This is a genomic window from Streptomyces sp. NPDC006529 (assembly GCF_040611795.1).
Classification (GTDB): Bacteria; Actinomycetota; Actinomycetes; order Streptomycetales; family Streptomycetaceae; genus Streptomyces.
In genome coordinates, this window is record NZ_JBEXPB010000010.1 from 140,186 (window position 1) to 151,549 (window position 11,364).

Annotated in this window: 11 protein-coding genes and 1 pseudogene; 7 read left to right on the forward strand and 5 right to left on the reverse strand. The window is 72.4% G+C overall.

Annotation, left to right across the window (positions count from 1 at the left end; translation table 11 throughout):
* Window positions 1-30: 30 nt before the first annotated feature.
* Window positions 31-447: a VOC family protein gene (locus ABZY31_RS11270; RefSeq protein WP_356407647.1), complete on the reverse strand. Its 417-nt coding sequence runs from the start codon at window positions 445-447 to the stop codon at window positions 31-33.
* A gap of 300 nt (window positions 448-747) precedes the next feature.
* Here ABZY31_RS11270 and ABZY31_RS11275 point away from each other — a divergent pair, with 300 nt between their 5' ends.
* On the forward strand, window positions 748-1,134 hold the full coding sequence (locus tag ABZY31_RS11275; RefSeq protein ID WP_356407650.1) for a hypothetical protein: 387 nt from the start codon (window positions 748-750) through the stop codon (window positions 1,132-1,134).
* A gap of 35 nt (window positions 1,135-1,169) precedes the next feature.
* Here ABZY31_RS11275 and ABZY31_RS11280 read toward each other — a convergent pair.
* The 4 genes and pseudogenes from ABZY31_RS11280 to ABZY31_RS11295 form a co-directional block, all read right to left on the reverse strand.
* A pseudogene (locus ABZY31_RS11280) lies at window positions 1,170-1,541 on the reverse strand (Uma2 family endonuclease); the annotation flags it as partial.
* Between the two features lie 77 nt (window positions 1,542-1,618).
* On the reverse strand, window positions 1,619-2,254 hold the full coding sequence (locus ABZY31_RS11285; protein ID WP_356407653.1) for a DUF6875 domain-containing protein: 636 nt from the start codon (window positions 2,252-2,254) through the stop codon (window positions 1,619-1,621).
* A complete protein-coding gene (locus ABZY31_RS11290; RefSeq protein ID WP_356407656.1) occupies window positions 2,251-2,814 on the reverse strand; it encodes a hypothetical protein in 564 nt (187 codons plus the stop codon). The genes ABZY31_RS11285 and ABZY31_RS11290 overlap by 4 nt, the downstream gene beginning before the upstream one ends.
* Before the next feature lie 125 nt (window positions 2,815-2,939).
* Window positions 2,940-4,367 carry an aminotransferase class V-fold PLP-dependent enzyme gene (locus tag ABZY31_RS11295; protein ID WP_356407659.1) on the reverse strand — a complete coding sequence of 476 codons (1,428 nt, stop codon included), beginning with the start codon at window positions 4,365-4,367 and terminating at the stop codon, window positions 2,940-2,942.
* A 230-nt stretch (window positions 4,368-4,597) separates the two neighbouring features.
* Here ABZY31_RS11295 and ABZY31_RS11300 point away from each other — a divergent pair, with 230 nt between their 5' ends.
* From ABZY31_RS11300 to ABZY31_RS11325, 6 genes are all read left to right on the forward strand, one after another.
* A complete protein-coding gene (locus ABZY31_RS11300; RefSeq protein WP_356407662.1) occupies window positions 4,598-6,103 on the forward strand; it encodes a multicopper oxidase domain-containing protein in 1,506 nt (501 codons plus the stop codon).
* Window positions 6,104-6,273: 170 nt separating this feature from the next.
* A complete protein-coding gene (locus ABZY31_RS11305; RefSeq protein WP_356407665.1) occupies window positions 6,274-6,546 on the forward strand; it encodes a phosphopantetheine-binding protein in 273 nt (90 codons plus the stop codon).
* Window positions 6,547-6,712: 166 nt separating this feature from the next.
* On the forward strand, window positions 6,713-7,672 hold the full coding sequence (locus ABZY31_RS11310; RefSeq protein WP_356407667.1) for an aromatase/cyclase: 960 nt from the start codon (window positions 6,713-6,715) through the stop codon (window positions 7,670-7,672).
* A 304-nt stretch (window positions 7,673-7,976) separates the two neighbouring features.
* On the forward strand, window positions 7,977-9,200 hold the full coding sequence (gene metK / locus ABZY31_RS11315; RefSeq protein WP_356407669.1) for a methionine adenosyltransferase: 1,224 nt from the start codon (window positions 7,977-7,979) through the stop codon (window positions 9,198-9,200).
* An 87-nt stretch (window positions 9,201-9,287) separates the two neighbouring features.
* Window positions 9,288-10,268, forward strand: coding sequence for a carbohydrate kinase family protein (locus ABZY31_RS11320; RefSeq protein WP_356407672.1), 981 nt, complete (start codon window positions 9,288-9,290; stop codon window positions 10,266-10,268).
* The coding region (locus ABZY31_RS11325) for a homocysteine S-methyltransferase family protein (RefSeq protein WP_356407675.1) at window positions 10,265-11,364 on the forward strand (1,100 nt) is incomplete at its 3' end. The genes ABZY31_RS11320 and ABZY31_RS11325, both read left to right, overlap by 4 nt.

Here is an 11,364-nt window from a genome sequence, read left to right on the forward strand (position 1 = left end):
GGGCCGGACCCCCGGCCCCCGGCCCCGCCCCTACGGGCGCACGTACGGCCGGGTCATGATCTCCATGTTGTGGCCGTCCGGGTCGGCGAAGTACGCGCCGCGGCCGCCGAACAGCCGGTTGAACCGGCCCGGTTCGGTGTGGTGCGGGTCGGCGTAGTAGGTCACGCCGACCGCCTGGAGGCGCGCGATCATGCCGTCGAACCGCTCCTCCGGAACGAGGAACGCGTAGTGCTGCGGCTGAATCGGTTCGTCGCGCTTCTCGTAGTAGTCGAGCGTCACGCCGTTGCCGAGGTCGACGGGCAGGAACGGCCCGAAGGGCGCGCCCACCGTCAGGCCGAGGACCGCGGTGAGGAACTCGGCCGACAGCTGCCGGTCCCGGGCGTGGACGACGGTGTGGTCGAGGCGGATGGCGCTCGCGTGCGTGGGCGTGGGCGTGGGCCGGGACATGGGTACGGGTCTCTCCGGTCTGGTCTTGACATCACTGGGCGGGGCGCCGCGCAACGGCGCCGGTCAGGAAGACACGGAAAGGGGAGGCGGGGCCCTGGCCCGCCCCGGGATCACCCCGAGGCCGGGAGCCCCACTCGTACATGGCCCAAGGCCGACCCGGCAGTCACCCGGCCGACTCTAATGATCAACGGGCCACGGGGCAACGCCGTTCCCCACCGCGTAAGTCCGGCCCCCCACGGGCGGCCGACCGGCCCTCCGGCATCATGGGCCCCCGGACCCCCGCCCCAAGGAGCACCGCCCGTGATACTCGGTTTTGACCCCCTCTTCGACATGGTGGACATCGCGGGCTCGGCGGAGGAACTGACCAGCCTGGCCGATGCCGTGGCCGCGGGCCAGGGGCTCCTCGACTGCGCGTCCGCGCCGGGCCGCAACACCCTGGCCGGGGTCGAGGTCAGGCCCGGCCCGGGCCCCGGCGTGCTCGTCCAGCACGACGCCGAACGCCGGATCCTCGTCATCAGCGGCGACGCCGAAGCGCGTGAGGCACTCGCGGGCGAGCTGCGCGACATGGCCCTCGCCGAAGACGGAGGCCACCTCCACATCGAGCTCTACCCCGAACACGACTACGTCGCGGAAGGATCCCTGTCGCTGGTGGTCAACAGCCCGCACGGAGGCATGCCGAGACGCTGAGCCGCGGGCCCGCCTCCCTTGCCCGATCCAGCGCCCTAGAGACCCGACGTGTCGAGCACGATCCCGAACGGCTCCGGCAGCCGCACCCCGACCCCGAAGGGGTGCGGCCCGTCCGCGCGGGTGTAACCGAGCGGCCCCGGCTCGGAGAACAGGCTCACGCTCCGCTCGACGCGGTCGACGAGCAGGTACAGCGGCGCCCCGTACTCGGCGTACCGCCTGCGCTTGACGACCCGGTCCGTCTCGGCGTTCGACTCGGAGGTCACCTCGACGACGAGCAGCGTCTGGTCGGGTACGAGGGCCCCGCCGCCCCGGGCCAGTTCGACCGGCACCACCGCGATGTCGGGCACGTACCAGTTCTGGGACTTGGGCAGATCGAGGTTCCCGGACCCCGTGACGCAGCCCAGCTCGAACGGCCGACCCCGCCCCGGCGCCTCCTCCCGCCGACAAGGGGGAGGAGGCGCCAGAGGACGTTGGCAGGGACCCCTCAGGCCGCTACCACCCGGCTGACCAGTTGGTCGCGGACGCGGGACGGGATGGCCGGGGCGAAGCGCTGGAGGTAGTGGTCCATGTGGAGGTCGTCGCCGACCAGGAACGGGAGGTCGAAGACCAGGAGCTTGCGGACCGCCAGGAGGGGGAGCGGGGAACGCAGGGGGCGGAACGACTCGTTGTAGAGGCCGGGCTCCTCGCACACCGGGTGGAACTGGCCGATCATCAGGCCCTCCGCGACGAACTCGTCCTTCGCCTTGCGCTGCAGCTCGTCCAGCTCCACCGAGTCCGTCGGGTCGAAGCCCGGCAGGACGAGGAGGATCGTGAGCAGTTCGCGGTCCTCGGGGGACAGCGGCTCCGAGAGCGCCGCGTGCCGCGTGCGCAGGGAGTCGACCGCCGAGGCGAGGTCGTCGCAGTCCGCCGACGGGAGCGCCAGATGGAAGAGGTCCTTGCGCAGCGCGGGCTGGGTGTACGGACACACGGGGCCGGTGCGGCCCAGCTCGGGGTGGCTGGAGACCAGGAACTCCCGGCTCCACCCGAGCACTTGCATCAGCGGACCCAGGTGCTCCGCCGGGACCTCGCCCCGGGCGACCTCGCCCGAGGTCCACGACATGATCAGGTCGTCGCCCCTCATCGGGCATCCCTCCACATCGGCCGGAGGGCGGGTCCGCCCTCCGGCAGGACGATCTCCGGGCCCATCCGCTCGAATCCGGCGCGCCGGCTCGCCGCCTCGCCGCCGGGGGAGCTGGCCTCCGTGTACACGCCGACGCCCTCGGCGTCCGCGCGCGCCGCGAGCCGGCCCACCAGTGCGGATACCAGGCCGTCCCGCTGTCTGTGCGCGCGGGCCGCCGCGAAGGCGATGTAGTAGTGCGGCGGTCCGTGCGGATGGCGCTCGTCCTGGAGCGCCGCGATGGTGTGCAGGGCCGGGGCGTGCGGGCCGAGGGCTGCGGCGGCCTCCCCCAGCCGCGCCTCGTCCGGCGCGGCGCCCGGCGGCAGGAAGAGGAGGACGGCGTCGCCGTCCGGGCTGGTGAGCACCCCGCCGTGCGCGGCGCACAGGCCGACGAACGCGCGGAAGAAGCCGGGCAGCCGCTCGGCGCGCTCCCGCTCGTCGGCGATCATCCACCGGGTCAGGGCGTCCCCGTGGAACGCGGCGGCGAGCAGCGAGGACAGGTCGGTGACCGTCGACGGGGTCAACGTCGACAGGGTCAACGCCCGTGGGATCGACGTCGATGCGGTCGCGGTCGTGCGGGTCGACGTCGACCCGGTCAACGGGGCAGAGGGTAACGGTGACGGTGACAGGGACATGGGTGGTCCTCCGGTCAGAGGGTGCGGGTGGCACGGCCGCGAACGGCCGGGGCCGGCACGCGGCCGTGCGCGGCGAGCGCCGACACGCGGGCGTGCAGGGTCGGGAGGTAGTGCTCCGACTCGGGCTTGATCAGGACGCTGCGCACGATGCGCGCCGCGTCCGCGTCGCGGACCACGGCCGGGTGGCGCCGTACGAAGGCATCGGCGTCCGCGCGCAGCACGCTGAGGAAGACCGGGTCGGCCTCCGCCGTCATGCCGTCGCGCAGCAGCCGGTCCGAGGCGGCGTCGATCGCGGACAGCGATCCGTCCGCCGTCGCCGGGAAGTAGGTGACGATGTCGAGGTCGGGCCGCTGGTACAGCTCCAGCTCGGCCGAGTCGGTGATCAGATCGGCCCAGCGCAGCGCGGCCCGCCGGTTCGCGGCCAGGATCGAACCGAAGCCGTCCGGGGTGAGCGGGAGCAGCTCCAGGGTCAGCCACAGCGCCGAGGCCGCGGCCCCCGCCCGCGAGCACTCCAGGCTGATCTCGCCGAGGTGCAGGTCGGCGTCGGTGAAGTAGGTGTACGGCGAGTCGTGGGCGAAGTGCCGTCCGGCGCGCGGGTCGGGGAAGAGCACCGCCCCGCAGCCGTAGGGCTGGAGGCCGTGCTTGTGCGGGTCCACGACCACCGAGTCGCACTCCGCGATGGCCCGCCACGGCCGCGGGTCGAAGCCCTCCGCCCCGGCCCGCCCGAGGATGGCGTAGAAGCCGCCGTACGCCGCGTCCACGTGCACGCGGGCCCCGTACCGGCGGGCGAGCGCGACCACCTCGTGGACCGGGTCGACGGTCCCCAGCCCGGTGGTCCCGGTGGTGACGACGACCGTCCCGATCCGCCCGGTGCGCAGGGCGTCCTCCAGCGCGCCGAGGTCGATGCGCCCGTGCCCGTCGGCCGGGATCCGGTGGCCCTCGACGCCCAGGACGTGGCACATCCGCTCGTGCGTGTAGTGGCATTCGGAGCTGTACGCGATCCCCTTGTCCGGGTGCAACTGCCGTGCCACGTACAGCGCTTCGAGGTTGGCCATGGTGCCGCTGGTGGTCAGGTGCCCGACGTGCGCGTCGAAGCCGAACATGGCGGCCAGCGAGGCGACGGCCTCGCGCTCCATCTCCGTCGTCGCGGGCCCGCCCTCGGCGGCGTGGTTGTTGGGGTTGAACAGCATCGCGGTCAGATAGCCGACGACGGCCGCCGGGTGCGGGGGCTTGACCATCTGTCCGGCGTAACGCGGGTGGAAGAACGGATAGTTGTGGTCCATCCGCTTGGCGAGGCGCTCGAAGGCCTCGTCGAAGGCATCGGGGCCGACGCGGTGGGCGCCGTGCGTCTCGTACGGGCCGAACTGGCCGCCCCACCGTTCGGCGACCCCGAGGGCGCGCGGCAGCCAGTCGCGCAGATCGTGCAGATCGTTCAGGTCCACGGTGGGCCTCCCCCGGGTGGCCGCGCTCTGCGGCACGCGTCGTGCGTACGCGGTCCCACGTACGCACGAGCAGATATACGGAGCCCTCGCAAGCCCCGCGCAACGCCGGACGGCCGCACCCCACCTGGGCTCCAGTGATGGACGAGGGACGTCTGGTGCACTCGCCGCGCGGCATCCGTGCCCGCCCCCGAATCCACTCCCCGAACCCACCCCCTCCAGGAGGACATCGCATGGTCACCAGACGCAGCGTGCTCGGCGGCGCCCTGGCCGCGGCCGGCGCCGGACTGATCACCACCGGCGCTCTGACGCCGGTGCTCGACGCCGGTTCCGCGCAGGCCGCCGCCCCCACCGACGCCGCGGGCGCGGCCGGCGCCGTCCAGCCGAGACCGGTCGCCGTACCGGTACCGCCGCCGTTCTCGGTGCGGATGCCGGTCCTGCCCGTGCTGACCCCGGTGTCGACCGCCGGCGGCCAGGACACCTACGCCGTCACCATCAAGGAGGTGTCACGGGAGATCCTGCCCGGCGGCATGGCCAAGGTCCTGACGTACGACGGCTGCTTCCCCGGCCCGGTCCTGCGCGCCCGCAGCGGCCGCAAGGTGGTGGTGCGCCACCGCAACACGCTCTCCATGCCGGTCGCCGTCCACCTGCACGGCGGCTCGGTCACCCAGGACAACGACGGCTCCCCGATGGACACCTTCGGGCCGGGCACCTCGCGCACCTACACCTACCCGAACCAGCAGCCGGGCGCCCCGCTCTGGTTCCACGACCACGCCCACCACATGGAGTCGGAGCACGTCTACCGCGGCCTGTCCGCTTCCTACCTGCTCTCGGACGACACGGAACGCGCGCTGCCGCTGCCCGCCGGGCAGTACGAGATACCCATCGCGCTGCGGGACGCGCACTTCGACGCCTACGGCCAGCTCGTCTACGTCATGGACGACGCCTTCGGCCGCACCACCATCCTCGCCAACGGCCGCCCGAGCCCGTACGTCGAGGTCGCCGCCCGCAAGTACCGCTTCCGGCTGCTGAACTCCTCCAACATGCGCTTCTTCCAGCTGAAGCTGTCGGACGGCGGGCAGATGGTCCAGATCGGCTCGGACGGCGGGCTGCTCGAACACCCCTTCCCGACCGACACCATCGGTCTCTCCCCGGCGGAGCGCGCCGACGTCGTCATCGACTTCTCCCGCTACCCGGTCGGCACGCAGATCGTCCTGGAGAACACCCTCGGCCCCGGCACCCCCGACCAGGTCGGCAAGGTGCTGCGCTTCGACGTCGTCCGGACGGCGGCCGACCCGAGCCGGGTCCCGGACACCCTGCGCACGCTGCCGGCCCTGGCGGCGCTCCCGAAGCCTGCGGTGCAGCGCTCCATCGTGCTCAGCATGGACGAGGACGGGCGCCAGGAACCGCGGGGGTTCATGGACGGCCAGGCCTACGACCCGGACCGCATCGACCAGACCGTCGCCCACGGCACCTCGGAGGTCTGGACGGTCACCAACGCCAACAAGCTGGTCCCGCACAACTTCCACATGCACCTGGTCCAGTTCCGGGTCCTGGAGCGCAACGGGGCCCCGGCCGGACCGGCGGAGGCCGGACTGAAGGACACCGTCCGGCTCTTCCCGGGGGAGACGGTGAAGCTGCACGCCACCTTCGCCTCGTACCGCGGGACGTACGTCTACCACTGCCACCTGCTGGACCACTCGGCCATGGGCATGATGGCGAACTTCCGCGTCCGCTGACCGCCCCCCGCCTCGGGCCCCCGCCGCGGGGGCCGCGCCGCCGCAGCCCGGCTCGACGTGCCCTCAAGGGCCGGACGAGCGCGGGCCGGGAGAGTGACGGGCACAGACCATGTCCAGCCGTGTCCCCCATGACTCCACATGTGTCCGTACGTTCCGCAAGGAGATCGAAAATGACCACCTCGCTCACGTTCCTCACACCCCACGACGCACGCACGGTCCTGGACGAGGTACGCGCGGTCTGGGCCACCCTCCTCAAGATCACCGACCCGCCGCTGGAGGCCAGCTTCTTCGAGCTGGGCGGAGACTCCCTGGCGGCCCACCACATGCTCCTCCAGCTCTCCCGCACCTACGGCGTCGAGCTCAGGCTGCGCCAGATCTACGAGACCCCCACGGCCCTGGCCCTGGCCGAGGCCGTGTCGGCCCGGATCGAGCAGGGCCAGTGACCGGGGCCGGGACCAAGGGCGCCGCCAGGGTTCCCGGCACCGTCGAGAACCGGCCATCCGCGCCCGGAGCCGTCGCGGCCCGTCCGGAGCCGTCCTCAAGCGGACTTCCGGCAGCCCTCCGGCGGCGGGGAGGAGGGTCGGGGCACAGGTCAGGAAGGCGGAGCCGATGTCGGGTGAGCGAGTGCACCGCGCGTCGTACGAGATCGACGTGACCGCGCCGGCCGGAGTGGTCTACGGGCTGATCGCGGACACCACGCAGTGGCCGCTGTTCGCGGCGTCGAGCGTCCATGTCGAGCGGCTCGAATTCGACGGGGTCCGCGACCGGTTCCGGATGTGGTTCACCGCCAACGGCGGCGTCAGGTCCGCCCTGTCGCACCGCACCCTGGACAGCGCGCGGACGCGGATCGAGTTCCGCCAGGAACTCCCCGCCGCGCCCGCCGTCGCCATGGCCGGGACCTGGACGGTCGAACCCTACGGCGCCGGGCGCAGCAGGCTGCGCCTGGAGCACGAGTTCACCGTGGCCACCGGCCCGCCCGGGGACGTCGCGTGGCTGCTGCTCGCGACCGACAGCAACAGCCGGGCCGAGCTGGAGCGGCTCAAGGAGAACGCGGAGCGGTGGCGGGAAATCGACGGGCTGCTGCTCGGCTTCGAGGACTGCGTCCGAGTGCGCGGCCCGGCCGAGCTGGTCTACGACTTCCTGTACGGGGTGGCCGACTGGCCCGGCCGGGTTCCGCACGTCACCCGCGCCGAGGTCCGCGAGGACGTCCCGGGGGTGCAGTGTGTCCGCATGGAGACCCGGCCGGAGGACGGTGGCCCGCCGCAGGTCACCGAGTCCGTACGGATCTGCTTCCCGCACACCGCCCGGATCGTCCACAAGCAGACGAGGACACCGCCGTTGATCGAGGCGCACACCGGGGAGTGGTCGGTGCTGCCCGACGAGACGGGCGTGACGGTGATCGCCCAGCACAGCGTGCTGCTGCGCGCGGCGGACGCCGAGCGGGTCCTGGGGCCGGGGGCCGACGTGTCCCGGGCGCGCGCACATGTGCGCGCGACGCTCGGCCGGGAGAGCGCGGCCGTCCTCGAACGGGCGAAGCAGCATGCCGAGTCCGCGATCCGCAGCCTCTGAGGGCCACCACCGAACTGACGCCCCGTCAGATATCGAGGTCACGAACGTGTCGGGGGTATCCGGGCACGGCTCGCCTCCCCCTTCCCCCTGGCACAAGATCGATGGGGGACACCTCTGCCGACCACCTCCGACCGCGCCACCGCCCGCCCGCCGCCCGACCCGTCCGCCGACCGACCGACCGACCCACCGACCGCACCGCTTCTGCGTCCGCCGTCGCACCCGCGCACCCGCACCCGCACCCGCACCCGCACCCGCACCCGCACCCGCACCCGACCGTCCGTATCCACCAGCCATCAGGAGTGACATGTCCCGCCGCCTGTTCACCTCGGAGTCCGTCACCGAGGGCCACCCCGACAAGATCGCCGACCAGATCAGCGACGCCATCCTCGACGCCCTCCTGCGGGAGGACCCCGCCTCCCGGGTGGCCGTCGAGACGCTGATCACCACGGGCCTGGTCCACATAGCCGGTGAAGTGACGACCCAGGCGTACGCGCCGATCGCGGCCATCGTCCGCGAGAAGATCCTGGAGATCGGCTACGACTCCTCCACCAAGGGCTTCGACGGTGCTTCGTGCGGGGTGTCGGTGTCGATCGGCGCCCAGTCGCCGGACATCGCCCAGGGCGTGGACACGGCGTACGAGAGCCGGGTCGAGGGTGCCGCCACAGGTGAAGAGGGTGACGAGCTGGACAAGCAGGGCGCCGGCGACCAGGGCCTGATGTTCGGCTACGCGTGCGACGAGACCCCGGAGCTGATGCCGCTCCCGATCCACCTCGCCCACAAGCTGTCCCGCCGCCTGTCCGAGGTCCGCAAGAACGGCACGATCCCCTACCTGCGCCCGGACGGGAAGACGCAGGTCACCATCGAGTACGACGGCGACAAGGCCGTCCGCCTCGACACCGTCGTCGTCTCCACCCAGCACGCCGCCGACATCGACCTCGACGCGCTGCTGACCCCCGACATCCGCGCGTCCGTCGTCGAGCACGTCCTCGCGCAGCTGGCCGAGGACGGCATCAAGCTCGACACCGAGGGCTACCGGCTGCTCGTGAACCCGACCGGGCGCTTCGAGATCGGCGGCCCGATGGGCGACGCCGGCCTGACCGGCCGCAAGATCATCATCGACACCTACGGCGGCATGGCCCGCCACGGCGGCGGCGCCTTCTCCGGCAAGGACCCGTCCAAGGTCGACCGCAGCGCCGCCTACGCGATGCGCTGGGTCGCCAAGAACGTCGTCGCCGCCGGTCTCGCGACCCGCTGCGAGGTACAGGTTGCCTACGCGATCGGCAAGGCCGAGCCCGTCGGCCTCTTCGTCGAGACCTTCGGCACGCACACCGTGCCCACCGACCGGATCGAGGAAGCCATCGCCCAGGTCTTCGACCTGCGCCCCGCCGCGATCATCCGCGACCTCGACCTGCTGCGCCCGATCTACGCGCAGACCGCCGCCTACGGCCACTTCGGCCGCGAACTCCCCGACTTCACCTGGGAGCGCACCGACCGGGCCGAGGCCCTCAAGGCCGCCGCCGGCCTCTGAGCCCCGGCCGCCGCCCCACCCCGCTTGGCCCCCGCTCCACCCACCCCTTTGCCCCGCCGACATCGAGATCAGCTCACAGGAGTCCACGTGCGTATCGCGGTGACCGGATCCATCGCCACAGATCACCTCATGGCCTTCCCGGGCCGGTTCGTCGACCAGCTGCTCCCCGACCAGCTGGAACACGTCTCGTTGTCCTTCCTCGTCGACACGCTGGAGGTCCGGCGGGGCGGAGTGGCGGCCAACATCGCCTACGGGCTCGGCGGGCTGGGCCTCGCCCCGCTCCTCGCGGGCGCCGTCGGCGCCGACTTCGCCGAATACGAGGTCTGGCTCAAGGAGCACGGTGTCGACACCAGCGCGGTCCACGTCTCCGACGACCGCCAGACCGCCCGCTTCATGTGCATGACCGACCAGGACTCGAACCAGATCGCCTCGTTCTACGCGGGCGCCATGGCCGAGGCCGACCGGATCGACCTGCGCGCCCTGCACGCGAGCGACCCCCTCGACCTGGTCCTCGTCTCCCCGAACGACCCGGCCGCGATGGTCCACCACACCGACCAGGCCCGCACCCTGGGCATCCCCTTCGCCGCCGACCCCTCCCAGCAGCTCGCCCGGCTCTCCGGCCCTCACGTGCGCACCCTGGTCGACGGCGCGGCCTGGCTGTTCACCAACGAGTACGAGTCCGCCCTGCTGCGCGAACGCGCCGAGTGGAGCCACACCGACGTCCTCGACCGGGTCGGCACCTGGGTCACCACCCTCGGCGCCCAAGGCGTCCGGATCGACCGCAAGGGCGATCCGACGATCACCGTGCGCGCCGTCCCCGGCATCACCCCCGAGGACCCGACCGGCGTCGGCGACGCCTTCCGCTCCGGCTTCCTCGCCGCCGTCAGCTGGCACCTGCCGCTGGAGACCGCGGCGCAGCTGGGCTGCGCGATGTCCGCCCTCGTCCTCGCCGCCGTGGGCTCCCAGTCGTACGAGGTCCGCCCCGCGGCCCTCCTCGACACCGTCCGCGCGGTGTACGGCGAGCGCACCGCCGACCTGCTCGCACCGCAACTGGGACGGCTGTCATGACCACGAACGCACAGGAGCGCGCGGACGCGCTGCGCCGGGCGCTGGCCACCCGGGTGGTGGTCGCGGACGGCGCGATGGGCACGATGCTCCAGGAGCAGGACCCGACCATGGAGGACTTCCAGCAGCTGGAGGGCTGCAACGAGGTCCTCAACGCGACCCGCCCCGACATCGTGCGTTCGGTGCACGAGGCGTACTTCTCGGTGGGTGTGGACTGCGTCGAGACCAACACCTTCGGGGCCAACTACGCCGCGCTCGCCGAGTACGAGATCCTCGACCGCAATTTCGAGCTGTCGGAGTCGGGTGCGCGGATCGCGCGCGAGGTCGCCGACGAGTTCACGGCCGCGACCGGTCAGCAGCGCTGGGTGCTGGGCTCCATGGGCCCCGGCACCAAGCTGCCGACCCTCGGCCACATCCGTTACTCCACCATCCGCGACGCCTACCAGATCAACGCGGAGGGTCTGCTGACGGGCGGCGCGGACGCGCTGCTGGTGGAGACGACGCAGGACCTGCTCCAGACGAAGGCGTCGGTCATCGGTGCGCGGCGGGCGATGGACGCGCTGGGCGTGTCGGTTCCGCTGATCTGCTCGGTGACGGTGGAGACGACCGGGACGATGCTGCTGGGCTCGGAGATCGGTGCGGCGCTGACCGCGCTGGAGCCGCTGGGTATCGACATGATCGGGCTGAACTGTGCGACGGGCCCGGCGGAGATGAGCGAGCACCTGCGCTACCTCGCCCGCAACGCCCGTATCCCCCTGTCCTGCATGCCCAACGCCGGCCTGCCCGTCCTGACCAAGGACGGCGCCCACTACCCGCTGTCCCCCGAAGAACTCGCGGACGCGCAGGAGTCGTTCGTCCGCGAGTACGGTCTGTCGCTCGTGGGCGGCTGCTGCGGCACGACGCCCGAGCACCTGCGCCAGGTGGTCGAGCGCGTCCGCGGCGCGGCGGTGACGGTGCGGGAGCCGGCCCCCGAGCCCGGTGCCTCGTCCCTCTACCAGACGGTTGCGTTCCGGCAGGATCTGGCGTTCATGGCGATCGGTGAGCGGACGAACGCGAACGGGTCGAAGAAGTTCCGGGACGCGATGCTGGAGGCGCGCTG